This window comes from Halovibrio salipaludis (genome assembly GCF_002286965.1).
Lineage (GTDB): Bacteria > Pseudomonadota > Gammaproteobacteria > Pseudomonadales > Oleiphilaceae > Halospina > Halospina salipaludis.
Map to the genome: position 1 here is coordinate 134705 of NZ_NSKD01000007.1, position 24007 is coordinate 158711.

Genomic DNA, 24007 nt, shown 5'->3' on the forward strand with positions numbered 1-24007 from the left:
CCTCACCCTCACGCTCTGGTATAATTCCGCGTTCAGTTGAAGCCGTTTGTTATAAGAAGCGGTTCCATTCCGAGTCAACAGCGGTACAGAGCGCGATGACCCAATACAACCTCACGCACCTCAAACAGCTGGAAGCGGAAAGCATCCACATCATGCGGGAAGTGGCAGCCGAGTTCGACAACCCGGTCATGCTCTACTCCATCGGCAAGGACTCCTCGGTGATGCTCCATCTGGCCCGCAAGGCTTTCTGGCCCGGCCGGATCCCCTTCCCGATGCTGCACGTGGACACCACCTGGAAGTTCAGGGAAATGATCGAATTCCGGGATCGCATGGCCGAAAAGTACGATCTCGATATGATCGTCCACATCAATGAGGAAGGCGTAAAGCAGGGCATCGGCCCCTTCAGTCACGGCAGTGCCAAGCACACCGACGTGATGAAGACCCAGTCGCTGAAGCAGGCCATGGAGAAGTACAAGTTCGATGCCGCCTTTGGCGGGGCCCGCCGTGACGAGGAGAAATCCCGCGCCAAGGAGCGCGTCTACTCGTTCCGGGACGAGAATCACCGCTGGGACCCGAAGAACCAGCGCCCGGAGCTGTGGAACATCTACAACGGCCAGATCAACAAGGGCGAGAGCATCCGCGTCTTCCCGCTCTCCAACTGGACCGAACTGGACGTCTGGCAGTACATCCACCTCGAGAACATCGAGATCGTGCCGCTTTACTTCTCCAAGCCCCGGCCCGTGGTCGAGCGCGACGGCACCCTGATCATGGTCGATGACGACCGCATGCCCCTGGAGCCGGGCGAAGAGCCCGAAATGAAGTCCGTGCGCTTCCGCACCCTGGGCTGCTACCCGCTGACCGGCGCCATCGAGTCCGAGGCGGACACGCTGCCCGAGATCATCCAGGAGATGCTGCTGACACGCAGCTCCGAGCGCCAGGGTCGAGTCATTGACCACGACAGCGCCGGCTCCATGGAGAAGAAGAAACAGGAAGGCTACTTCTAAGCGCGCCCAACCCGGTTTTCGGAGACAAGATCCAATGTCACATCAGTCAGACCTGATCGGCACCGACATCAACGCCTACCTCAAGCAGCACGAACAGAAGGAACTTCTGCGGCTGCTGACCTGCGGCAGCGTGGACGACGGCAAGAGCACCCTCATTGGCCGCCTGCTGCACGACACCAGCATGATCTACGAAGACCAGCTGGCAGCGCTGGAGTCCGACAGCTCCAAGGTGGGCTCCACCGGCGAGAAGCTGGACCTGTCGCTGCTCGTGGATGGCCTGCAGGCCGAGCGGGAACAGGGCATCACCATCGACGTGGCCTACCGCTACTTCTCCACCGCCAAGCGCAAGTTCATCATGGCCGATACCCCCGGGCATGAGCAGTACACGCGCAATATGGCCACGGGCGCCTCCAATGCGCAGCTCGCGGTTATCCTGATCGACGCCCGCCATGGGGTGCTGACCCAGACCAAGCGCCACTCCTTCCTGGCTTCGCTGCTGGGCATCAAGCACGTGGTCGTCGCCATCAACAAGATGGATCTGGTCGACTACAGCGAGCAGCGCTTCAATGAAATCAGGGAGGAGTACCAGCACTTCTGCGGCAACCTCGGACTGGAAGACGTGCGGTTTGTGCCGATCTCCGCACTCGAGGGCGACAACGTCGTCTATCCCAGCGAGAACATGCCCTGGTTCGACGGCAAGCCCATGATGCAGGTGCTGGAGACCGTCCCGATCTCCCACGACAAGGACTTCGAGCATTTCCGGTTCCCGGTCCAGTACGTGAACCGCCCGAACCTCGACTTCCGGGGCTTCTGCGGCACCATCGCCAGCGGCGTTGTGAAGCCGGACGATGAAGTGGTGGCCCTGCCCTCGGGCCGCTCCACGCGCGTGGACCGGGTCGTGACCTTTGAAGGGGATCAGGACGAAGCCCATATCGACCAGGCGGTCACCCTGACCCTGAAAGACGAGATCGACATCAGCCGTGGCGACATGCTGGTGCACGCCGGCAACATGCCCGAAGTGGCCACCGCCTTCAACGCCAACGTGGTCTGGATGACCGACCAGCCACTGGCTCCGGGCCGCCAGTACGACATCAAGCAGGGGCCTCGCTACACCTCCGGCGCCATGCGCCGGGTGCACTACAAGACGGATGTGAACACCCTGGAGCAACAGGAAGGCAGCGAACTGGGCCTGAACGAGATCGGCCTGTGCGAGTTCGCGGTCAGCCATCCGCTGGCCTTTGACCCCTACCCGAACTGCGGCTCCACCGGTGCGTTCATCATCATCGACCGGCTGACCAACATCACCATCGGCGCCGGCATGATCAAGAGCACCGCCAGCGACGCCGAAGGCCTGATGAACCCGGTCACCACCGAGGAATGGCAACGCCGGCTCGACCAGAAACCGCTGATCATCGACTGCGGTGGCGAAGCCGCGGACAAACTGGCCACGGCCCTGCAGCGCAGCCTGTTCGACGTGGGCAAGACCGGCATCGTGCTGGACAACACCAACACGGACTCCGAGGAAGACCGCGGCAGCATGGCCGAGGTTCTGCGCAGCCAGGGGCTGATCGTGTTCACAACCGGCATCAGCGGAACCCCAGCGGACTACAGTGTCAGCGCCGATAACGACGCGGGCATCAGCAAGGCCGTCCAGGAGCTGCTCCAGACGCTGCGCCGGGAAAAACGGCTGCAGGGCTGACCCATGGCCATCCGCCAGCTCAGGCTGATGCGGGCCGCCCTGCCCGGTGGCGGCCAAGCGGCCAAGGTCACCGCCGGCCAGCCCATGGCCGAGCCGGGCGGTGACTACGAAGGCCTGCACCGCCAGCTCAAGAAACTGTTCAACAGCCGCCCCGGCAAAGCCTACGGCCGCTTCTCGGACGACGTCGGGAACCACCCCATCCGCGGATGGCTGGGCAACTACCTGGACGGTCAACAGAGCTTCGAGGCCTTCACGGACCAGCTTCTGGACCAGTGGCAGGAGGAGGTCACCCGCGCGGACACCGACCCCGAGCGCCCACTGCTCATCGTCCATGAATCCCTGGCCGACGGCGAGGTCCTCTACCTGTTTGCACTGGAAATGGATGCCGTCTTCACCCTGGATACCACCCTGGAACTAACCCCCACGGAAACCATCAGCCGCTCCCGCCTGAACCTGGCAGCCCGCGTTGAACTGGAGGACTGGCGCGGCGAGCAGGGCTCGGAGAACTACCTGACCGTGCTCCAGGGCCGCGGCACCGGCGAGATCGGCAAGTGCTTCGCGCGCCTGGTGGGCTTTCAGCAGGAAGTGGATGTGGAAGCGGAGACCCGCACCTTCCTGGAGGCGGTGGAATCCTTCGCCCAACAGCAGACAGAACCCGAACACGCCCAGAGCGTGCGCCACAAGGCATTCGAGTTCTGCAACGAGCAGGAAGCCCTTGGCGAGCCAGTCCCCCTCTCCGCCCTCTCCAGCTACATCGACGACAGCCAGCCGGAACGCTTCGCGGAGCACGTGGCGGAATCCCAGGCGGTGGAGCCGGACCGTGTCCTGCACCCGGACCGGCGCAAGGTCCGCAAACTGGTCCGTATCGCCGGCAAGGGCAACGGCCTGAGCCTCTCCTTCTCCTCCGACCTTGTGAACCAGGCCGTCCACTACGACCGCGACCGGGATGCGCTGATCATCACCCAGGTCCCCCGCAGCCTCAAGGAACAGCTCCAGAGTTATCTGGACGACGCTTCCGACTAAGTCGCGCTACCCATAAGCTGTACGCATTGCGGCGGGGGAGCCCTTTCAGGGAGGCTCGATGACAGGATGTCATCGCGCCAGCGCCCAGGGATGGGTTTACAGCGGTCCCTGAAAGGGCTCCCCCGCCGTAATGCCTGGTACTGATTCCCATGCCGGAGACAACATCTCAATCTCGCCACTTACGTCCAAACCAGTCCAGGCGTTATAATCACCAATCTTCCAACCAGACAGAACGCCGCCAACCATGGGAAAGAAACTCTTCATCAAGACCCACGGCTGCCAGATGAACGAATACGACTCCTCGCGCATGATCGACCTCCTGCGCGAGAGTCACGAGGTGGAGCTGACCGACACCGCCGACGACGCGGACATCCTGCTGCTCAACACCTGCTCCATCCGTGAGAAGGCCCAGGAAAAAGTCTTCCACCAGCTCGGCCGCTGGAAAAAACTGAAGAACGACAACCCGGACGCCATCATCGGCGTCGGCGGCTGCGTCGCCAGCCAGGAAGGCCAGGCCATCATCGACCGGGCGCCCTACGTGGACATGGTCTTCGGCCCCCAGACCCTGCACCGCCTGCCCGAAATGATCACCAAGGCGGACAGCGAGGGCGGCGTAGGCGTGGTGGACGTCAGCTTCCCCGAAATCGAGAAGTTCGACGAACTGCCCGGGCCTGGCGTCGATGGCCCCTCCGCCTTTGTTTCCATCATGGAAGGCTGCAGCAAGTACTGCTCCTTCTGCGTGGTGCCCTACACCCGTGGTGAAGAACTGAGCCGCCCCGTTGAGGACGTGCTTGAAGAGGTTCGGGACCTCGCCAGCCAGGGCGTGCGGGAAGTCAACCTTCTTGGCCAGAACGTCAACGCCTACGACGGCGAAACCCTCGATGGCGACACCATGGACCTGGCGGAGCTGATCACCTGGGTAGCGGATATCGATGGCATTGACCGCATCCGTTTCACCACCTCGCATCCGGTGGAGTTCTCGGACGCGCTGATCAACGTCTACGAGCAGGTCCCGGAACTGGTCAGTCATCTGCATCTTCCGGTACAGGCCGGCTCGGACCGGATCCTGGCGCTGATGAAGCGCGGCCACACGACCCTGGAGTACAAATCCAAGATCCGCAAGCTGCGCCGCATCCGCCCGAACCTGAGTCTCTCCTCGGATTTCATCATCGGTTTCCCCGGTGAAACCGAGAAGGACTTCGAGGACACCATGAAGCTGATCAACGACGTGGGCTTCGATGTGTCCTTCAGTTTCGTCTACAGCGCCCGCCCCGGCACCCCGGCGGCGGACCTGCCGGACGATACCCCGGAAGAGGTCAAGAAAGAACGCCTGAAGATCCTGCAGGACCGCATCAACCAGCAGGCCATGGACATCAGCCGCAAGATGGTCGGCAACACCGAGCGCATTCTTGTCACGGGCGTGTCCAAGAAAGACCCCGGTGAGTACCAGGGTCGGACCGAGAACAACCGGGTCGTCAATTTCCGCACCGACGTGCCCGGCGTGGTCGGCTCGTTCGTGGACGTTGAGATCACCGAGGCATTGCCGAATTCACTGCGCGGCGTCATGATTGACGACAACCGCTACTGAGCCGAGGGCCGATTGAGCGCCGACACCCGAGAATTCCAGCTGGAACCCGCCGATACGGAACGTCTGGCCGCACTCTGCGGCCAGTTCGACGAACACCTCAAGCACATCGAAAAACGCATGGGCGTGCGCATCGGTTACCGGGGGCACCACTTCCGGATCACCGGTGACGGCGAGGCCGCAACGGCGGCCATGGAAGTGCTCAAACACCTCTATCGGGAAACCGAGGCCAGTGATGACATCAGCCCGGACACGGTGCACCTGTTCATCCGCGAATCCGGCTTTGAGCGCCTTCCCGAGACCAGCGGCTATGACGGCGCCCAGCAGGTCATCGAAACACCCCGCCTGAAGATCCAGCCCCGGGGCGACAACCAGCAGCGCTACGTGCATGCCATCCGGACCCACGACATCAACTTCGGCGTGGGCCCGGCTGGCACAGGCAAAACCTGGCTCGCCGTGGCCTGTGCCGTGGAGGCCCTCCAGGCCGAGGAAGTCAAGCGGGTCATGCTGGTCCGCCCAGCGGTCGAAGCCGGTGAAAAGCTGGGTTTTCTGCCGGGGGATCTTTCCCAGAAAGTCGATCCCTACCTCAAGCCGCTCTATGACGCCCTCTACGAGATGCTCGGCTTCGAGCAGGTGAACAGGCTGATCGAGCGCGGCGTGATCGAGATCGCCCCGCTGGCGTTCATGCGCGGGCGCACCCTCAACAACTCCTTCATCATCCTGGACGAGAGCCAGAACACCACCCGGGAACAGATGAAGATGTTCCTCACGCGCATCGGCTTTGGCTCCACCGCCATCATCACCGGCGACATCACCCAGATTGACCTGCCGCGCGGCCAGCATTCCGGCCTGGAGCACTGCCTGCGTGTGCTGCGGGAGGTCAAGGGCATTGGCATCACCTACTTCGGCGCCGAGGACGTGGTCCGCCATCCGCTGGTCCAGCGCATTGTGGAAGCCTATGACGACTGGGACGATCGCAACGCATGAACCGGGTAACCCTGGACCTGCAGCCTGAAACCAGTAACGCCAGCCTCCCCTCTGAGGCGGCATTTCAGGCCTGGGTACAGCAGGGCTGGCAGGGCAGCAATGCCATCGAGGTCACCCTGCGCATCGTGGATGAACCCGAGGGTCACGAGCTGAACCACCAGTACCGGGGCAAGGATTACGCGACCAATATCCTGTCCTTCCCCTTTGAGGCCCCACCCGGCGTGGATCTGGGCCTGCTCGGTGACCTGGTCCTCTGTGCCGGTGTGGTTGAACGGGAGGCCCGGGAGCAGGGCAAGGCGCTTGAGGCCCACTGGGCACACCTGGTGATTCATGGCATGCTTCACCTGCAGGGCTATGATCATCAGGACGTCAATGAAGCGGAAACCATGGAGAATCTTGAGGTACGCCTCCTTGCTGAACTTGGTTTTTCCGACCCCTATCAGTAGCACCCCGCGAACAGGAATCCGGAAAGGACCCCATGAGCGACGACTCATCCAACGGCCAGACGAAGAGCTCCTGGCTGGAGCGATTATCCCAGGCCTTCTCAAGTGAACCCCGCAGCCCAGAGGATCTTCTGCGCATCCTGCGCGATGCGGAGTTCCAGCAGCTGATCGACTCCGATGCCATGAGCATCATCGAGGGCGCCATGCAGGTGACGGACATGCGCGTGGAGGAGATCATGATTCCGCGCTCGCGCATGGTGACGGTCAAGGCCGAGGCCGACCCTTCCTCGTACATCAGCGAGGTCATCGAATCCGCCCATTCTCGATTCCCGGCCATTGGCGATACCTCGGACGAGATCATCGGCATCCTGCTCGCCAAGGACCTCCTGCCGCTGGCCCTGCGCAACAACCTCACCCGTGACAGCATCCGCGACATCCTGCGCCCGGCCACGGTCGTCCCCGAGAGCAAGCGCTGCAACCAGTTGCTCAAGGAGTTCAAGGAGAACCGCAACCACATGGCGATTGTGGTCGACGAATACGGCGGCGTGGCAGGGCTGATCACCATCGAGGACGTGCTTGAGCAGATTGTCGGCGACATCGAGGACGAGCACGACGTTGATGATGACGACCGCATCCGCGAGCGCGAGCACGGCATCTACGCGGTCAAGGCCCAGACGCCCATCGATGAATTCAATGAATTCTTCGGCACGGATCTGGACCAGGAAGCTTTCGACACCATTGGTGGCCTGATGCTCAAGGAGTTCGGCCGCCTGCCAAGGCGTGGTGAAACCACCACTGTGGACCGTTTCCGGTTCAAGGTTCTGAACGCCGACAACCGCAAGATCCGCCTGATCCAGGTCAAACCCATCGCATGACGCGGGACGCGCCATGATCCAGAACCGCCTTTTCCGTATTCCCGCGCTGGTGGCCACCGGCGCGCTCCAGACACTCGCGTTTGCCCCCTTCTATCTGTGGCCCGCTGCGCTGCTGTCCCTGGTGCTGATCCTGCTTCTGTGCAGCGGCCGGGAGGCGAAGCCCCTGTTCCGGGACGGCTGGTTCCTCGGCCTGGGGCTGTTCGGCAGCGGCGCCTCCTGGGTCTACGTCAGCATCAGCGAATACGGCATGACGGCCGCGCCGCTGGCAGCGATCATGACACTGCTGTTCGCCATGGGACTGGCGCTGTTTCCGGCCATCGCCTTCTGGTGCTGGGGCCGGCTCGCAGACGGTCACGCCGGGCGCAGCCTGTGGCTGTTCCCGGCCGTCTGGGTCCTGATGGACTGGGTGCGCGGCTGGCTTCTGACCGGTTTCCCCTGGCTCTATGCCGGCACCGCCCAGGTGGATGGTCCCATGGCGCCATGGGCACCGGTGCTTGGCGTGCACGGCGTCACCTTTGTTACAGCCGTCACAGCGGCCCTGCTGGTCACCGCCTGGCACCATTACCGCAACGGCCCCCGCTGGCTGCCCGCCGGTTTCGTGGCCGCCGCCATACTGCCCTGGCTGCTGGCGCCGCTGCTCAGCCTGGTGGCGTGGACCCAGCCGGAAGGCGAGCCCCTGTCGGTCGCGGCCGTCCAGGGCAACATCTCCCAGCATGACAAATGGGATCCCGACATGCTCCGGAACCAGATCCGGACCTACCGGGAGCTCACCGAGCCGCTCTGGGGTCGGGACCTGATCCTGTGGCCGGAAACCGCGCTGCCCGCCACCCAGGGCCAGTCAGCCCAGGTTCTGGATGCACTGGAAAGCCGCGCCTTCGAGACCGGCACAACGCTGGTCACTGGCCTGCCCTGGTACGGCAACAGCCCACACTACGCGGAGCCGGTCTTCCACAACAGCCTGATGACAGTGGGCCCCGGCCAGGGAACCTATCACAAGCAGCGGCTGGTGCCATTCGGTGAATACGTGCCGCTGGAATCACTGCTGCGCGGCACCATTGAATTCCTGAGCCTGCCAATGTCGGTTTTCCGGCCGGGACCGGAAAACCAGCCCCCGCTGCAGGTTGCCGGTGGTGCCCGCACCCATCCTGCTATCTGCTATGAGATCGCCTATGCGGACTTCGTGGCCCAGCAAGCCGTAGACACCGGTTTCCTCATGACGGTGAGCAACGATGCCTGGTTCGGGCGTTCACTCGGCCCCTTCCAGCATCACCAGATTGCCCGCATGCGGGCGCTGGAGACCGGGCGGGAGCTGCTGCGCGGTACCAATAACGGGATCACGTCCATCGTGGACCGGGAAGGCCATATCCGCATCCGCGCCCAGCACTATGAGCGGGATGTTCTGAAGGGGGAAATCCAGCCGATGACGGGGACCACACCTTTCATGGCCACCGGCTCATGGCCGGTCATAACGCTGGCGGCCGTGATGATCGTGTTCGGCCGCCAGCGCCGGGAAAAGGCAAAGGCCTAGACCACCGCTTCCGCCACCTCGTGAATGGCCATAACTCCCCCTAGCACCACACCACAGAGTGCGAGTGCCAGTAGGGTATTCACCGAATACTTGATCATCTGGTACTGGCGACGATTGGTCTTCTTGAGCTCGCGGGCCCGCGCCCGCTTCTCGGTGAAGAGATAGAGCAGACAGTTCAGCGGACTGAAGATCGGCCAGCCCTTGCGCCAGTATTCACCAACGCTCTTATAGCGCTCCTGGCCACGGAATCGGTACACATAGATCATGGACCCTGCAACAAAGGCCACGATCAGGATAAAAACGGTCACAGCGACCGGCATGGGCAACCTCCCGGAATGAATGGTTTGAACCGCCATTCATTCCGGGATAGTTCGCAAAATCAAGCAAAGACTGTGGGCTCAGTCTGTGCCGGGCTCCACATCCGGCGTGTGCGCCGTAATCCGCTCGAAGTAATGGGATTCACACCGCTCACAGGGCTCCAGTCGGGTTGTTTCAGCCAGTGTCCGCATGTGACCGCAGTTCAGACAGCGCAGAACACCGGCCATGGCCAGCTCGCCCGCAAAATAGTGATCCGCGTCCGTGTTCTGCAGCTTCTGCTGGAGTTCGAGGGTATCCAGGCGGGTGGGATCGGCGATGGACAGAAGCCGCTCCACCAGCCAGTCCTCGATCCATTCCAGGTCCGTGCGCAGCCACTCCGCCACACCGTCGCCGGTGCTGGACACAAAGCCCAGCAGATGGGAGAGATCCCGGCGCAGGTAGGCCGCGAGCAGATTCAGCTCATCACGGGTGAGTTCGGCCACCTCCTGCTCAAACTCAACCGCTTCCTCAATTTCCTGCTGGAGCTGCTCCCAGGTTCGTTCCTCCGCTTCCGCGAGGCGGGACTCCACCCGCTCGAGCATACGGTTGTAGGCGGTCTCGGCACCGTCGCTGAGACGGGGACGCTGCTTATCGGCCACTGTTCTCTCCTGCTGATGGGTTGGAAGTCGGCATGCCTACCTGTCACCTTCTCTCTACGCTAGAATGAGCCCTTTCCCGATGCAACAGCCATTTTCGATCCGAGAGCATAAGGCACCGACCCATGGAAGAGCATTACCGCCCCGACGCCGTCGAGCGCAACGCCCAGCAGTACTGGGAGTCCAACGATGTCTTCGCGGTACGGGAAGAACCCGGCAAGCCCAAGTACTACTGCCTTTCCATGTTCCCCTACCCCAGCGGCAGGCTGCACATGGGGCATGTGCGCAACTACACCATTGGTGATGTGATCTCGCGCTTCCAGCGCATGCAGGGCAAGAACGTGCTGCAGCCCATGGGCTGGGACGCCTTCGGACTGCCGGCGGAGAACGCGGCCATCAGCAACCGCACCGCCCCCGCCGCCTGGACCCGGCAGAACATTGAACACATGAAGACCCAGCTCAAGCGCCTGGGCTTCGGCTATGACTGGAACCGGGAACTGGCCACCTGCGACCCGGATTACTACCAGTGGGAGCAGTGGTTCTTCACCAAGCTGTATGAAAAGGGCCTGGTCTACAAGAAGAACGCCACCGTCAACTGGGATCCGGTGGACCAGACGGTGCTCGCCAACGAACAGGTGGTGGATGGCCGCGGCTGGCGCTCCGGGGCTGTGGTCGAACAGAAAGAGATTCCCCAGTGGTTCGTCAAGATCACCGACTACGCCGATGAACTGCTGGACGACCTGGATCAGCTCGAGGGCTGGCCGGAACAGGTCAAGGCCATGCAGCGCAACTGGATCGGCCGCTCCGAGGGGGTCGAGCTCGACTTCCAGATGGAGGACGGCTCCGAAACCCTGCGGGTCTATACCACCCGTCCGGACACCCTCTATGGCGTGACCTACATGGCCGTGTCCGCACGTCACCCGGTCGCGGAGAAGGCGTCTGAGCGTTCCCGCGAGGTGGCCGAGTTCGTGGAGGAGTGCCGCCACACCGTCGCTTCCACCGCCGATGTGGAAACCATGGAGAAGAAAGGCGTGGAGACTGGCCTCTACGCCCTCCACCCGCTGACCGGTGAGCGTCTCCCCGTTTACGTCGCCAACTTCGTGCTGCACGAGTACGGCACCGGTGCCCTGATGGCGGTGCCCGCCCACGACGAGCGCGACCACGAGTTCGCCCGCAAATACCGCATCGCCATCCGCCAGGTCATCAGCCCCAACGACGGCCGCGACGTGGACACCTATGTGGAGGCGTTCAGCGAAAAGGGCCTGCTGACCAATTCCGGCCCCTACACCGGCACCAGCTCGGACGAGGCCTTCGCGGCCATCGCGCAGGACCTGGAGAAGCGCGGCATCGGCAAGCGCAAGACCAATTACCGCCTGCGCGACTGGGGCGTCTCCCGCCAGCGCTACTGGGGCGCGCCCATCCCCATGCTCACCCTCGAAAACGGTGAGTCAGCCCCGGTACCGGAAAGCGACCTGCCAGTGGCACTGCCCGAGGACGTGACCATGGACGGCGTGCAATCGCCGCTCAAGACCGATCCCGAGTGGGCGAAGACCACCTACAACGGTGAGCCCGCCTTCCGCGAGACGGACACCTTCGACACCTTCATGGAGTCCTCCTGGTACTTCGCACGCTTCTGCAGCCCCTGGAAGGACGACGGCATGCTGGATCCGGAAGCGGCCAACTACTGGCTGCCCGTGGACCAGTACATCGGCGGCATTGAGCACGCCATCCTGCACCTGCTCTACGCGCGCTTCTTCCACAAGCTGCTGCGCGACGTAGGCCTGGTCAACAGCGACGAGCCGTTCAACCGCCTGCTATGCCAGGGCATGGTACTGGCCGAGACCTGGTACCGCGAGACGGCCAATGGCGGCAAGGAATGGTTCTCGCCCCAGGACGTGGACGCTGAGTACGACGGTAAGGGCAACGTGGTCAGCGCCACGCTCAAGGCAGATGGCAAGCCCGTCCACCCCGGTGGCGTAACCAAGATGTCCAAATCCAAGAACAACGGCATCGATCCCCAGGCCATCATCGATGAGTACGGTGCCGACACCGTGCGCCTGTTCATGATGTTCGCGGCCCCGCCGGAGCAGTCGCTGGAGTGGTCCGACAGCGGTGTGGAAGGCGCTCACCGCTTCCTGCGCCGGCTCTGGCGGATGGTGCACCAGCACGTGAGTGACGGCGGCACAGACGGGGCCATACCGGGCGAGCCCGATGAGGCCCAGCAGGGCATGCGCCGCAAGACGCATCAGACCATTGCCAAGGTCAGCGACGACTTCAGCCGGCGCCTGACCTTCAATACGGCCATTGCCGCCGTAATGGAACTGCTCAACGACGCCGGACGGTTTGAGATCCGCAACGACGGCGACCGGGCGGTGATGCAGGAGGTTCTGGAGACAGCCGTTCTGGTGCTGGCGCCTGTGGCCCCCCACATCACCCATGAACTGTGGCAGGCCCTTGGCTACACAACCGCCGTTGTCGACGCTGAATGGCCTGTGGCCGACGAGCGCCTGATGAAACAGGACAGCATTGAGCTCGTGGTGCAGGTCAACGGCAAGCTCCGCTCACGCATCCAGGCGGACGCCGAGGCCGACCGGGACCAGCTCGAGGCCCTGGCCCTCGCGGATGAGAATGTCCAGCGCTTCATCGAGGACAAGACCGTGCGCAAAGTGGTTGTGGTGCCCGGCAAACTCGTGAACGTGGTCGCCAACTGATCCGGCTCCGGAGGTCCCCCATGCCCCAGGCCGCCTGGAAACCCATACTCACGCTGGCCCTGGTCACAGTGCTCACCGCCTGTGGCTTCCAGCTCCGGGGCTCGGGCATGGTGCCGGATGCCCTGGCACCCCTGGCCCTGTCCTGCGGCGAGGGCGTGCCCGGCCCGGTCTGCTCGGGTTTGCGTGAACGACTTGGCCTCTACAACATCCTGGCTGAAGACGACGAAACCGCCGGATACCGCCTCAAGCTCAGCGGCTATGAGCAGGAACGGCGCACGAGTGCCCTGGATGACCGGGCGGCCGCCGCTGAATACGAACTCAGTGCCCGCATAGCGGTGGCATTGACCACGAGGGACGGCATTCCCCTTCTGGCGGATACCGAACTGAGTGCCCGCGAGTTCTACCAGGCGGATGAGCAGCAGGTGCTGGCCGGAGAGCGGGAACAGCAGGGCATCGAGGGCCTTCTCCAGGACCAGCTGGTCCAGCAGGTCACCCGCCGGCTGATGCCCTTCACCGAGGAGCGCATCCGCCGGATCCGCTCCGAGCACGAAAACAGTACGGACACGGACGAATGAAGGTCACCCCGGAACAGCTCCCGGATCAGCTGGCCAAGCGCCTGGATGCCGGTTACCTGGTTACCGGCGATGAACCCCTCCTGGTCCAGGAGGCCTGTGACCGCATCCGCGAACGGGCTGTGGCCGAAGGCTACGAGGAACGCACGGTCTTCCAGACGGACCCGCAGTTCGACTGGCAGCAGGTCCATGACGAGACCCAGGCACTGTCGCTGTTCGCCAGCCGCCGCCGCATCGAGGTGCGCCTGCACAGTGGCAAGCCCGGCAAGGGCCGTGAGGTTCTGGAAGCCTTCGCCAAGGCGCCCCCGGAGGACGTCATCCTGATTGTCTCCGGCCCACGCCTGGACAGCGGCGAGACCAGCAAGGCCTGGTTCCGCAACTGGCAGAAGGTCGGCCTCCACGTTCCGGTCTGGCCGGTGGATCCAGCGGACTTCCCCCGCTGGCTCTCACGCCGCGCCGAAACCATGGGCCTGAAGCTCACCCGCAACGCCGTGGCCCAGCTCAGCGAGCGCCTGGAGGGCAACCTGCTGGCGGCCCACCAGGAGCTGGAACGACTCAGGGTGGTCGCCGGGGATGAACCGGTGGATGACGCTGTTGCCATTGGGGGTGTTGAGGACAGCAGCCGTTACAACGCCTTCGAGCTGAGCGCCGAGGCGCTGTCCGGCAACCGGGTTCACGCCCTGCAGATGCTGCGGCGCCTGGAAGAGGAAGGGACCAATACACTGGCCATACTGGGCGTGCTCCAGCGTGACCTGAAGCATCTTGCCAACCTGCAGCACAGCCTGCGTCAGGGCAGCAATGCGGCCACCTGGTTCAAGCACAACGGGGTGCGCCAGCCGCCGCTTCGAAAGGCCCTGGAAAAGGCCTCACGCCGGCACAACAGCCAGTCGATCAGCAGGGCCTGGGAACAGGCCAGACAGGTGGACCGGGCCAGCAAGGGGCAGGACCCGGCCATGCCGCCCTGGTCCGCCCTTGCCGCCCTGGTCGAGACGCTCTCCGCTTAGCCGAACTCGGCCTCGTCGAACGCCATCATGCTGTCGCCGCCATTGCGGATGGACTCCGCCAGGGCAACCGACTGCGGCAGGATGCGGTCGAAGAAAAAGCGCGCGGTCTTGAGCTTGCCGGTGTAGAAGCCGGAGGTATCATTCTCCGCCTTGGGCGCGGCTGCCTGCACCATGCGGACCCACAGATAGGCTTCGGCGGTGAGGCCGAACAGATCCAGGTAGTCCACCGCGGCCGCACCGATCTCCGCCGGATTGCCATCCGCTGCCTTGATGACGCTCTCGGTCACATCGGAAAGACGCTCAAGAACCGCCGCCAGGGGCTGGATGTAGTCGGCCACTGCCGGATCATCCTGGTTCGCATTGATATAGTCGGCCACGTCGTTCGCGAAGAGTTCGAAGAACTTACCGCCATTACCGACAACCTTGCGCCCCATCAGGTCCATGGCCTGGATGCCGTTGGTCCCCTCGTAGATCTGGGTGATGCGGGTATCACGCACCAGCTGCTCCTGGCCCCACTCGCGGATATAGCCGTGCCCGCCGTAGACCTGCTGACCGATCACACAGGTATCCAACGCCCGGTCGGTCAGGAAGGCCTTGGCCACCGGCGTCAGCAGCGCCACCATGCCATCGGCTTTCTCCTTCGCTTCCGGGTCCTCGGCGAACTTGGCCTGGTCCAGCCACTGGGCCACGTAGGTAATAAAGGCACGGCTGCCTTCGGTATGCGCCTTCATCTTCAGCAGCATCCGCCGCACGTCCGGGTGCACGATGATCGGATCCGCCTGTTTGTCGGGGTTCTGGGGACCATTGGGTGAGCGGCTCTGGATGCGCTCGCGGGCATAGGCCAGGGCATGCTGGTAGGAGGCTTCCGCCGCGCCCACACCCTGGATGCCCACACCCAGACGCTCGTAGTTCATCATGGTGAACATGGCCATCAGGCCCTTGTTGGGCTCGCCCACGAGCCAGCCACGGGCATCATCGTAGTTCATGACACAGGTCGCGGAGCCGTGGATGCCCATCTTCTCCTCCAGTGACCCGCAGGAGACGTTGTTGCGCGCGCCCAGGGAATCGTCCTCATTCACTTCGTATTTCGGCACGAGGAAGAGCGAGATGCCCTTGGGTCCCGCCGGGGCGTCCGGCAGCTTGGCGAGCACCAGGTGGATGATGTTCTCCGCCATGTCGTGCTCACCCCAGGTGATGAAGATCTTGGTGCCTGAGATGCTGTAGGAACCATCATCGTTTGGCTTCGCCTTGGTCCGGATGATGCCCAGGTCCGTGCCGGCATGGGGCTCGGTCAGATCCATGGCCCCGGACCAGGTGCCATCGTACATCTTCGGCAGGTACTTCTCCTTGAGCTCCTCACTGCCATGGGCATGGAGCGCCAGGCACGCGCCGGCCGTGAGCATGGGGCAGAGGCCGAAGGCCATGTTCGCGCCCTGCATCATCTCCTCGACCTGCCCAACCAGGCTCTTGGGCATGCCCATGCCGCCGTAGTTGGGATCACCACCAAGGCCGACCCAGCCGCCTTCGGCGAAGGTCTGGTAGGCCTCCTTGAAACCATCAGGCGTGGTCACCTCGCCATCCTTCCACTGACAGCCCTGCTCATCGCCACTCTGGTTGATGGGGGCGAGCGTCCCTGCTGCGATCTTGCCGGCTTCTTCCAGAATGGCATCCGCCGTCTCCGGATCCACGCTTTCGCTGAGGCCGGGCAGGGATGCCCACTGGCCCGGTGCGTCGAAGATCTCGTTGAGCAGGAACCGCATGTCCTGCAGGGGAGCCTTGTAGTCAGCCATGGATTGATCCTCACTTTGAACGTCTGGCAGGGCCTATTCTACCCCGGGATTTCTGACAGAAAAGCCCGCACGGGGCGGGCTTTTCATGCTTACCGGATACTAACGGTTCAGAAGGCGAAATGCTCTTCCTGCATCTCCATCAGGTTACCGGCACCGCTGACCATGGCATCGGCGTGGGCCCTGGCCCGCGGCAGCATGCGCTGGAAGTAGAAGCGCGCGGTCTGGAGCTTGGCCTGATAGAACGCCTCTTCGGAGGTGCCTTCCTGGAGCTTGCGCTGGGCAACCTCGGCCATCTCGGCCCAGAGATAGGCCAACACACCGTAACCGGAGTACATCAGGTAGTCGTAGGACGCCGCCCCGACCTCCTCGCGATCCTTCATGGCGGCCGAGCCGAGCTTCATGGTCAGGTCGCCCCACTCCTTGTTGAACGCCGCCAGCGGCTCGATGAACTCAGCCAGCTCCTTGTTGTCGCCATGCTCCTTGCAGAACAGGTGCACCTTCTTGGTGAAGCGCTTGAGCGACTCACCCTGGGTCATCAGCACCTTCCGACCCAGCAGGTCGAGCGCCTGGATGCCGGTTGTCCCCTCGTAGATGGCGCCGATGCGTGCATCCCGCACGATCTGCTCCATGCCCCACTCGGAGATGTAGCCGTGACCACCATAGACCTGCATTCCCAGATTGGCGGCTTCGATACCGGTCTCGGTCAGGAAGGCCTTGGCGATCGGCGTCAGGAAGCTCAGCAGTTCGTCGGCTTCCTTGCGCGCTTCAGCATCTTCGCTGCGGGTGGTGATGTCCGCCTGCTGGGCCGCGTAATAGATCATCGCGCGGCCACCCTCGGCCAGCGCTTTCTGGGTCATCAGCATCCGGCGCACGTCCGGGTGCACAATGATCGGATCCGCATTGCCCTCCGGATTCTTCGGGCCGGACAGTGAGCGCATGGCCTGGCGTTCGCGAGCGTACTCAAGCGCGCCCTGGAAGGACAGTTCGGCGGAAGCAAGCCCCTGGATGGCCGTGCCGATACGGGCGATGTTCATGAACGTGAACATGTAGCCCAGCCCCTTGTGCTCCTCGCCGATCAGGTAGCCGGTGGCACCGTCGAAGTTCAGCACGCAGGTGGCGTTGCCATGGATGCCCATCTTTTCCTCGATGGACCCAACAGACACATTGTTGCGCTCACCGGGGTTGCCATTGGCGTCGGGGATGAACTTGGGGACCACGAACACGGAGATGCCCTTGGTGCCCTTGGGTGCATCCGGCAGCTTCGCCAGTACCAGATGGATGATGTTCTCCGCCATGTCATGGTCGCCGGCGGAAATGAAGATCTTTTCGCCGGTAATCGCATAGCTGCCATCGGAATTGGGCGTGGCCTTGGACCGGATAATCCCCAGATCGGAGCCACAGTGGGACTCGGTCAGGCACATGGTGCCGGTCCACTCGCCGCTGATCATCTTCGGCAGGAATGTCTGCTTCTGCTCATCAGAGCCATGCGCCTCCAGCGTGGAGATGCAGCCGTGGCTGAGCCCCGGGTACATGCCGAAGGACCAGTTGGCGGTGCCGACCATCTCACTCATCACCATGGACAGCGAATTCGGCAGGCCCTGGCCACCAAGTTCAACGTCACTGGTCATGGACGGCCAGCCACCTTCGATGTACTGCTTATAGGCTTCCTTGAAGCCCGTCGGCGTCTTCACCTCGCCGTTTTCCAGGCGACAGCCCTCCTGGTCACCGGTCTGGTTCAGCGGCGACAGCACCTGCTCACAGAATTTGGCCCCTTCCTGGATGATGGCATCGACCATATCCGGCGTGGCTTCTTCGCCGCCGGGGATCTGCTGGTAGTGCGTTTCGGCATCCAGGAATTCATTCATGACAAACTGGATATCACGCAGCGGTGCTTTGTACTGGGGCATGGCTCGTACCTCGGTTCATGCAATTAAACGGCTGTTTGAAACATACGTTTGGAGTGGGTCCCGTGTCAAGGGAGATACACTGCGGCAAATGCATTTTACGAGGGGCGTTCAGGCTGTGGCACGGAAGCCTGGATCGGTGGCGGTAGCGGCCTCCGTGGACGCTAGTTCCTCCACGTCACGGAAGAGGCTGATGCGGGCATCATCCCTGCCGGGACGATCGGAAGCGGAAGCTTCCGTTTCCGGAGTGCTCTGCCCCCGGTTACTGTCATTCTCACCTTCTTCCTGGCGGGACGAGCGCAGCTCCGACTGGGCCTGAAGAAGCTGACGGGTCGCCTCCTGGGCAACCCGGATATCCTGGGGCGATGGCTCAGCCGGGGCAAGCGCGGCCGAACGCACCGTCTGCATCTTGCTGATGGTGGCTTCCGGGTCATCAGGGATGGGGCTGGTATCAATGGAGACCTGCCCGCCGACGGCATAGAGCTGGCCATCCGGTCCGCGCTGGTAGGTGTAGGTGGGCGCACCGGCGTACTGGCCCCCCATGACCTGGTGCGCCTGTTCATGCTGGCGTACTTCCTGGTCCCGGCCTCTCAGTTCCTGAACGGCCGACTGCTGCTCCGGTGATGCCCCCTCAGAGCCCTGCTCCGGCTGCCGCCGCTCGCCCTGGCGGTTCTCCGACCCGGGTTCCGGCCCTGCCTCACCGCGGGGACGTGCCGGGCGCTGCGGCGAAGCCTCCTCGCCCGCGCCCCGGGCATAACGATCCCCCTCCTCCGGGCTCTGCCGGCGGGCCTGTTCACTGATGGAGACCTGGACACCGCTGCTACTGCTCTCACCACGCGACGAGGGAGATGCTGGCCTGGATGGACCTGTCGGGCTGGCCGGTGTTGCTGGGCTGACAGTTGCCCGGGAAGAGGAGGGGGACGTGCTGTTGCTGGGCGCACTGGTCTGCGGCGCGCTACCAGGGGCCGCGCCCGGAGGTGCGGCGCTTCGGGTTACAGCGCCGCCGGCGTTGCTGATCGCGGGCTGGATGGACGTAAGCTGCACGGCGATTCCATTCCAGGGTCAGGCACGTTCATCGAGCAGCGTCCCTACCATCTCGTCCGCTGTCCGAACCACTTCAATGGAAGCCTCGGCATTCCGCTGGTTGACCTTCAGATCCACGATGGAGCCCGCGAGGCTGTCCTCGCTTGCGCCAGCACCATCAGGAGCGGCGGCTTCCCGGGGAGGCGCCTCTGTGGTTCCCGAACGCGCAATACGGCTGGCCGCGTCCTGCATGCCGCGCTGGGCATCCTGGACACCGTTCACACCAATGGACAGGGCATTACTGATCATGGGCACACCTCCCGCCCAGAACGTTCATGAACATTACACCACAGCAGCGTTTAAAATTCAAACAGCCGGAACGACCCCGTTCACGCGCCAGGCAGAGGCAGCGACAGGTGGCGGGACGCCTCTTCGGCCATGGTGGTGGGGTCCTGCGAATCCAGCCAGGGCACACACCCCATGCACGGCGCCGGCATGCGCTCGCAGAGCGTCTCGAACGTCTCGTCTTCCCGCGCCATGGGCTCCGGCGTGCAGCGATTGGCCACCCAGCCCGCCAGGCGGCAGCCGTCACGCTGGATCAGCTCGGCACTGAGCAGGGCGTGGTTGATGGCGCCCAGGCGCAGCCCGACAACCAGGATGACGGGAAACTGGAGATCGCTCACCAGATCCACCCAGGTTTCATGGTCATTGAGCGGCACACGCCAGCCACCGGCGCCTTCAACCAGGAACAGGTCCGCGGGACGCATCATGGCACCCCGACAGAACCCCGCCAGGCGCTCGGCACTGACCCGCCGCCCGGCTTCCCGGGCGGCTACGTGGGGCGCGATTGCCGGTTCCAGCGCCACCGGGTTCACCGACTCATAGGGCATGGACTCGGTCATGGCCTCTGACAGCGCCAGGGCATCGGCATTGCGCAGGCCTTCAGGGGTCTGCTCACAGCCGGAAGCCAGGGGCTTCATGGCCAGGGTGCGCAGGCCATTGCGGGCTGCCAGGCGCAGCAGGCCAGCCGTGACCACCGTCTTGCCGGAGTCCGTGTCAGTACCTGTGATGAAGTAGGATTGTCGTGGCATGGGCGTTCTGGAAGGTTCCGGTTATTGCCTGGGGCCGGTCAGGTGCACAAAGGCCACCTGCCAGGTTGCGGGGACACCATACCGGGGATCCCGGTGGCGGTCATAGGCGCGGCACATGGCTTTCAGGCGCCCGGGGCCGAGCGCACCCCGGTGGCGGTGTTCATCCTTGTAGCGGGCCCCGAGGGTCTTGAGCTCACCCAGCAGCGCCATGACATCCGGGTACCACAGCACCAGCGGCTCAACATCAACAGTCACCCTCTCAAAGCCCTCGGCCAGCCGCGCCTCCAGCTCCGCCCGGGTCAGGAAACGATTGACGTGGCGACGGCCGGGATCGGCCTCCGCCCACGCGGATTCCAGTTCGGTCAGGGTTCCGTCCACCAGGGTCGCGAGATGGGCCCTACCCCCGGGCTTCAGCAATCTTGCCATCTCCCGGGCGACGGCACCGGTGTCCTCGCACCACTGGATCATCAGGCTCGACTGGATCCAATCCAGGCTGCCCGAGGCCAGCGGCACATTCGCGGCATCAGCCACGAGCCAGCGCGCATCCACGCCCCGGTGCGCCCGGGCGTAATCGATCATTCCGGGAGACAGGTCGGCGGCGATCAGTTCCTCGGGGGCCAGCTGGCGCTCCAGCTCCGGCAGACTGAAACCGGTACCGCAGCCCAGATCAAGCCCCACACCACCGCTCGGAGCCTTCATACGGGCCAGTAGATCCAGCGCCACGCGCTGCTGAAGGCGAGCGGCCTCATCATAGGTTTCGGCGGCGGCCCCGAAATCATCGGAGACGCGCTGGCGACTGACCTGGTTGAACTGCCGCGCATTCATGATGCCACCTGCTTAATAGCCCTATTGATCCAGTCCGTCACCCCCGCAGCCGTAGCAGGCCAGTGGCAGCCTTCAGCCACCAGGTGACAGCGCTCACCGGCCAGCCCGAGCGCTTCCGGTACCGCCCCGCTCACCAGTGCATCACGCCCGCAGAAAAGGTGCTGAGCCCACCCCCCTGCCTGCTGCCAGCTCTCGCGCTGGTCAAGCTGGGCAAGCCACTCCAGGCTGCTCGACAGCCCCTGCCGGTATTCCACGGTCAGCTCCGGCCACTCCAGCGCCTGGAGCTCACGGCGCACCTGCCGGGGAGACGTACTCCCCTGGCTGACCAGGGCGCAGAAGCGGCCGAGCGTCTGCTCCACATCCGTCAGCATGCCCTCCCGGAAACCACGGAAATCGGCATCTCCCATACCCACGGGCCAGTCCGGCGCCTCCAGAAATCGGGGTGTTGAGCACAGGGTGACCACACCGTTCACCTGACCCGGGAATCGCTCACGCGCCGCCATGGCCACCTGCCCGCCCAGGGACCAGCCCAGCCAGGGCACGCCCGCTGGAACACGGGCCATGACGGCATCCAGAGCGGACTCCAGATCCTGGTGCCCGACCGCCATCCGGGCCGGTTCCAGCATCACGGGCGCCGCCCCCTCGGGCAGCAGAGGCCGGAGGGCTGCTGCCGGAATACCCCAGCCGCCGACAACCACCACTCCGGTCATGCCGCTCCCGTTTCGCTGCGCGCGGCCCTGAGCGCCTCCAGGAGCCGCTCCATGTGTTCATCCGTGTGGCTGGCGCTGAAGGTAAGGCGCAGACGCGCCTCACCCTGGGGAACCGTGGGCGGACGGATCGCAGGCACCAGGATATCGCGCCGCGCCAGTGCCTCGCTCAGGGCCATGGCCCGGTCCGATGGCCCCACGATCAGTGGCTGTATCGGTGTCCAGGACTCCATCAGCCGGTAGCCGAGTGCGGTCGCTTCATCCCGGAACCATGCCACCAGCTTCGCCAGGCGTTCACGCCGCCAGCCCTCTTCCCGACAGAGTTCCAGGCTGCGCCGGGTCGCGGCCGCCATCGCCGGCGGCATGGCGGTGGTGTAGATGTAGGTGCGCGCCTTCTGCACCAGGTAGTCCACGAATTCCTGTGAGCCGGCAACAAAAGCGCCACCGACACCCAGTGCCTTGCCCAGTGTGCCCACCAGTATGGGCACGGCGGACTGGTCCAGACCGCGAACCTCGGCGATACCGCCGCCTTTGCTGCCAAGTACACCAATGCCATGGGCGTCATCCACCATCAGGGGCACACCCTGTTCCCGGCACAGTGCGGACAGACCGTCCAGTGGCGCCAGATCGCCGTCCATGCTGAAGACCCCGTCCGTCGCCACCAGCGTACAGCGTGACTCCGCCTCCAGAAGCCGGGCGGCGGCGCCGGTGTCGGCGTGGGTATAGCGTTTCAGGCGGGCACCCGCCAGACGGGCACCGTCCAGCAGTGAGGCATGGTTGAGGCGGTCCTGCAGGATCACGTCATGGCGCCCGGCCATGGCGGCAGTGACACCCAGATTGGCCATATAGCCCGTGGAGAACAGCGCCGCCGCTTCCCGGCCGGTGTGTTCCGCCAGCGCCTCTTCGAGCTCCTGATGGAGCCGGTGATGGCCGCTGACCATGTGCGAGGAGCCGCTGCCCACCCCTTGTTCACGGGCCGCGTCTGTAAGCGCCTCGATCACACCGGGGTGACTGGCAAGCCCGAGGTAGTCATTGCTGCAGAAGGCCAGCATCCGGCGACCATCCACAACGATCTCCGGGCCCTGGGCGGAATCCAGGACCCGGCGCTCCCGCAGCAGCCCCTGCTGGCGCAGGGTTTCGAGCTCAGCGGTGTAATCAGGCATTGGCCGCGTCATAGAACAGGGCACTCTGGCGCTCCTGCTCCATGCGGCGGGTCAGTTCGTCGACCTGGTCCTCGTCCGAACGGTCCGTCGCCAGCGGCTCCGGCACGATGCCAAGACGCCGGAACAGCGCCCGGTCCTGCTCGGCCTGCGGGTTCTCGGTGGTCAACAGCTGATCGCCGTAGAAAATGGAATTGGCACCGGCCATGAAACACAGCGCCTGCATCTGGTCGTTCATGTCCTCGCGACCCGCGGACAGGCGGACGTGGCTCTTCGGCATGAGGATGCGCGCGACGGCGATGGTGCGCACGAACTCGAACGGGTCGAGGTCCTCGACGTCTTCCAGCGGTGTCCCCGGGATCTTGATCAGCATGTTGATGGGCACACTTTCCGGGTGATCCGGCAGGTTGGCCAGCTGCAGCAGCAGCCCCGCCCGGTCGTCCTCATCCTCGCCCATACCCATGATGCCGCCGCAGCAGACCTTCATGCCCGCATTACGCACGTTCTCCAGGGTATCCAGGCGGTCCTGGTAGGTCCGGGTGGTAATGATCTGGTTGTAGTAGCGCTCGGAGGTGTCGAGATTGTGGTTGTAGTAATCCAGCCCCGCTTCCGCCAGCTCACTGGCCTGATCCTCCGTGAGCATGCCCAGGGTCATGCAGGTTTCGAGCCCCATGTCCTTCACGCCACGGATCATTTCCAGCACGTGCGGCAGGTCTTTCTTAGTCGGGCTGCGCCAGGCCGCGCCCATGCAGAAGCGGGTTGCACCGGTTTCCTTGGCCGCTTTCGCCTGCTCCAGGACCTTCTCGACCTGCATCAGCTTCTCTTTCTCGAGGCCGGTGTTGTAGTGGCCGCTCTGAGGGCAGTACATGCAATCCTCGGGGCAGGCGCCGGTCTTGATGGAGAGCAGGGTTGAGACCTGCACTTCGTTGGGGTCAAACCACTGGCGGTGCGCCTGCTGGGCCCGGAAGACCAGGTCGTTGAACGGCATATCCAGAAGTTCGCGGACCTCCTTCAGGGTCCAGTCGTGACGGATGGCATCGGAAGCGGTCATACTGGTGTCCTTATCCTGCTGATCAATGGTCTGCCACACGGAGGTGTCCAGACGGAATGGAAACCATGATAA

22 protein-coding genes are annotated in these 24007 nt (G+C 63.9%); 11 read left to right on the forward strand and 11 right to left on the reverse strand.

The features are described from left to right. Positions 1–23 precede the first annotated feature (23 nt). From cysD to lnt, 8 genes are all read left to right on the forward strand, one after another. A complete protein-coding gene (gene cysD / locus CK501_RS13690) occupies positions 24–1004 on the forward strand; it encodes a sulfate adenylyltransferase subunit CysD (RefSeq protein WP_408607575.1) in 981 nt (326 codons plus the stop codon). A gap of 34 nt (positions 1005–1038) precedes the next feature. Next, complete coding sequence (gene cysN, locus CK501_RS13695) at positions 1039–2703, forward strand: sulfate adenylyltransferase subunit CysN (RefSeq protein WP_095618302.1); 1665 nt, start codon at positions 1039–1041, stop codon at positions 2701–2703. Between the two features lie 3 nt (positions 2704–2706). Then, positions 2707–3726, forward strand: coding sequence for a nucleoid-associated protein (locus CK501_RS13700; RefSeq protein WP_095618303.1), 1020 nt, complete (start codon positions 2707–2709; stop codon positions 3724–3726). A 244-nt stretch (positions 3727–3970) separates the two neighbouring features. Next, the gene (gene miaB / locus CK501_RS13705) at positions 3971–5314 is read left to right on the forward strand and encodes a tRNA (N6-isopentenyl adenosine(37)-C2)-methylthiotransferase MiaB (RefSeq protein ID WP_095618304.1); all 1344 of its coding nucleotides are present in this window, start codon (positions 3971–3973) and stop codon (positions 5312–5314) included. A 12-nt stretch (positions 5315–5326) separates the two neighbouring features. Beyond that, positions 5327–6298 carry a PhoH family protein gene (locus CK501_RS13710; protein ID WP_095618305.1) on the forward strand — a complete coding sequence of 324 codons (972 nt, stop codon included), beginning with the start codon at positions 5327–5329 and terminating at the stop codon, positions 6296–6298. Continuing rightward, positions 6295–6744: an rRNA maturation RNase YbeY gene (gene ybeY, locus CK501_RS13715; protein WP_095618306.1), complete on the forward strand. Its 450-nt coding sequence runs from the start codon at positions 6295–6297 to the stop codon at positions 6742–6744. Before CK501_RS13710 ends, ybeY begins: the two co-directional genes overlap by 4 nt. A 32-nt stretch (positions 6745–6776) precedes the next feature. Beyond that, positions 6777–7616 carry an HlyC/CorC family transporter gene (locus CK501_RS13720; protein WP_095618307.1) on the forward strand — a complete coding sequence of 280 codons (840 nt, stop codon included), beginning with the start codon at positions 6777–6779 and terminating at the stop codon, positions 7614–7616. Between the two features lie 13 nt (positions 7617–7629). Further along, entirely contained in the window at positions 7630–9144 is a 1515-nt protein-coding gene (gene lnt / locus CK501_RS13725; protein ID WP_095618308.1) for an apolipoprotein N-acyltransferase, read from the forward strand. Here the strand turns inward: lnt and CK501_RS13730 are convergent. Continuing rightward, positions 9141–9464 carry an aspartyl/asparaginyl beta-hydroxylase domain-containing protein gene (locus CK501_RS13730; RefSeq protein ID WP_095618309.1) on the reverse strand — a complete coding sequence of 108 codons (324 nt, stop codon included), beginning with the start codon at positions 9462–9464 and terminating at the stop codon, positions 9141–9143. The two genes, lnt and CK501_RS13730, sit on opposite strands and share 4 nt — an antisense overlap. 78 nt (positions 9465–9542) lie before the next feature. After that, entirely contained in the window at positions 9543–10100 is a 558-nt protein-coding gene (locus tag CK501_RS13735; protein WP_095618310.1) for a zinc ribbon-containing protein, read from the reverse strand. Between the two features lie 122 nt (positions 10101–10222). Between CK501_RS13735 and leuS the strand changes: the two genes are divergently transcribed. The 3 genes from leuS to holA are packed head-to-tail and all read left to right on the forward strand — an operon-like array spanning position 10223 to position 14384. Beyond that, positions 10223–12808, forward strand: coding sequence for a leucine--tRNA ligase (leuS, locus tag CK501_RS13740; RefSeq protein WP_095618311.1), 2586 nt, complete (start codon positions 10223–10225; stop codon positions 12806–12808). A gap of 20 nt (positions 12809–12828) precedes the next feature. Then, positions 12829–13383 carry an LPS-assembly lipoprotein LptE gene (locus CK501_RS13745; protein ID WP_095618312.1) on the forward strand — a complete coding sequence of 185 codons (555 nt, stop codon included), beginning with the start codon at positions 12829–12831 and terminating at the stop codon, positions 13381–13383. Continuing rightward, entirely contained in the window at positions 13380–14384 is a 1005-nt protein-coding gene (gene holA / locus CK501_RS13750; protein ID WP_095618313.1) for a DNA polymerase III subunit delta, read from the forward strand. The genes CK501_RS13745 and holA overlap by 4 nt, the downstream gene beginning before the upstream one ends. On the opposite strand, the gene CK501_RS13755 is transcribed toward holA, so the two are convergent. The 9 genes from CK501_RS13755 to bioB all read right to left on the reverse strand — a co-directional run bounded on the left by CK501_RS13755 (position 14381) and on the right by bioB (position 23935). After that, positions 14381–16174 carry an acyl-CoA dehydrogenase C-terminal domain-containing protein gene (locus CK501_RS13755; protein WP_095618314.1) on the reverse strand — a complete coding sequence of 598 codons (1794 nt, stop codon included), beginning with the start codon at positions 16172–16174 and terminating at the stop codon, positions 14381–14383. The two genes, holA and CK501_RS13755, sit on opposite strands and share 4 nt — an antisense overlap. A 107-nt stretch (positions 16175–16281) precedes the next feature. Next, the gene (locus CK501_RS13760; protein WP_095618315.1) at positions 16282–18081 is read right to left on the reverse strand and encodes an acyl-CoA dehydrogenase C-terminal domain-containing protein; all 1800 of its coding nucleotides are present in this window, start codon (positions 18079–18081) and stop codon (positions 16282–16284) included. 108 nt (positions 18082–18189) lie between these two features. Beyond that, positions 18190–19122, reverse strand: coding sequence for a putative metalloprotease CJM1_0395 family protein (locus CK501_RS13765; RefSeq protein WP_198949526.1), 933 nt, complete (start codon positions 19120–19122; stop codon positions 18190–18192). A gap of 18 nt (positions 19123–19140) precedes the next feature. Next, positions 19141–19410, reverse strand: a complete 270-nt coding sequence (locus tag CK501_RS13770) for a flagellar biosynthesis protein FlgE (RefSeq protein ID WP_095618316.1) — start codon at positions 19408–19410, stop codon at positions 19141–19143. 80 nt (positions 19411–19490) lie between these two features. Continuing rightward, complete coding sequence (gene bioD / locus CK501_RS13775) at positions 19491–20192, reverse strand: dethiobiotin synthase (protein ID WP_095618317.1); 702 nt, start codon at positions 20190–20192, stop codon at positions 19491–19493. Positions 20193–20213: 21 nt separating this feature from the next. Next, entirely contained in the window at positions 20214–21017 is an 804-nt protein-coding gene (gene bioC, locus CK501_RS13780) for a malonyl-ACP O-methyltransferase BioC (protein ID WP_095618318.1), read from the reverse strand. Next, entirely contained in the window at positions 21014–21727 is a 714-nt protein-coding gene (locus CK501_RS13785) for an alpha/beta hydrolase family protein (protein ID WP_095618319.1), read from the reverse strand. Before CK501_RS13785 ends, bioC begins: the two co-directional genes overlap by 4 nt. After that, complete coding sequence (bioF, locus tag CK501_RS13790) at positions 21724–22887, reverse strand: 8-amino-7-oxononanoate synthase (protein ID WP_095618320.1); 1164 nt, start codon at positions 22885–22887, stop codon at positions 21724–21726. Before bioF ends, CK501_RS13785 begins: the two co-directional genes overlap by 4 nt. Beyond that, complete coding sequence (gene bioB / locus CK501_RS13795; protein ID WP_095618351.1) at positions 22880–23935, reverse strand: biotin synthase BioB; 1056 nt, start codon at positions 23933–23935, stop codon at positions 22880–22882. Before bioB ends, bioF begins: the two co-directional genes overlap by 8 nt. Positions 23936–24007 lie beyond the last annotated feature (72 nt).

Bases quoted from the DNA above. Each gene is read 5' to 3' on its own strand.
- cysN (WP_095618302.1), top strand. From the start codon at position 1,039: ATGTCACATCAGTCAGACCTGATCGGCACCGACATCAACGCCTACCTC.
- CK501_RS13700 (WP_095618303.1), top strand. From the start codon at position 2,707: ATGGCCATCCGCCAGCTCAGGCTGATGCGGGCCGCCCTGCCCGGTGGC.
- miaB (WP_095618304.1), top strand. From the start codon at position 3,971: ATGGGAAAGAAACTCTTCATCAAGACCCACGGCTGCCAGATGAACGAA.
- ybeY (WP_095618306.1), top strand. From the start codon at position 6,295: ATGAACCGGGTAACCCTGGACCTGCAGCCTGAAACCAGTAACGCCAGC.
- CK501_RS13720 (WP_095618307.1), top strand. From the start codon at position 6,777: ATGAGCGACGACTCATCCAACGGCCAGACGAAGAGCTCCTGGCTGGAG.
- lnt (WP_095618308.1), top strand. From the start codon at position 7,630: ATGATCCAGAACCGCCTTTTCCGTATTCCCGCGCTGGTGGCCACCGGC.
- CK501_RS13730 (WP_095618309.1), bottom strand. From the start codon at position 9,464: ATGCCGGTCGCTGTGACCGTTTTTATCCTGATCGTGGCCTTTGTTGCA.
- leuS (WP_095618311.1), top strand. From the start codon at position 10,223: ATGGAAGAGCATTACCGCCCCGACGCCGTCGAGCGCAACGCCCAGCAG.
- CK501_RS13745 (WP_095618312.1), top strand. From the start codon at position 12,829: ATGCCCCAGGCCGCCTGGAAACCCATACTCACGCTGGCCCTGGTCACA.
- holA (WP_095618313.1), top strand. From the start codon at position 13,380: ATGAAGGTCACCCCGGAACAGCTCCCGGATCAGCTGGCCAAGCGCCTG.
- CK501_RS13755 (WP_095618314.1), bottom strand. From the start codon at position 16,174: ATGGCTGACTACAAGGCTCCCCTGCAGGACATGCGGTTCCTGCTCAAC.
- CK501_RS13760 (WP_095618315.1), bottom strand. From the start codon at position 18,081: ATGCCCCAGTACAAAGCACCGCTGCGTGATATCCAGTTTGTCATGAAT.
- CK501_RS13770 (WP_095618316.1), bottom strand. From the start codon at position 19,410: ATGATCAGTAATGCCCTGTCCATTGGTGTGAACGGTGTCCAGGATGCC.
- bioD (WP_095618317.1), bottom strand. From the start codon at position 20,192: ATGCCACGACAATCCTACTTCATCACAGGTACTGACACGGACTCCGGC.
- bioC (WP_095618318.1), bottom strand. From the start codon at position 21,017: ATGAATGCGCGGCAGTTCAACCAGGTCAGTCGCCAGCGCGTCTCCGAT.
- CK501_RS13785 (WP_095618319.1), bottom strand. From the start codon at position 21,727: ATGACCGGAGTGGTGGTTGTCGGCGGCTGGGGTATTCCGGCAGCAGCC.
- bioF (WP_095618320.1), bottom strand. From the start codon at position 22,887: ATGCCTGATTACACCGCTGAGCTCGAAACCCTGCGCCAGCAGGGGCTG.
- bioB (WP_095618351.1), bottom strand. From the start codon at position 23,935: ATGACCGCTTCCGATGCCATCCGTCACGACTGGACCCTGAAGGAGGTC.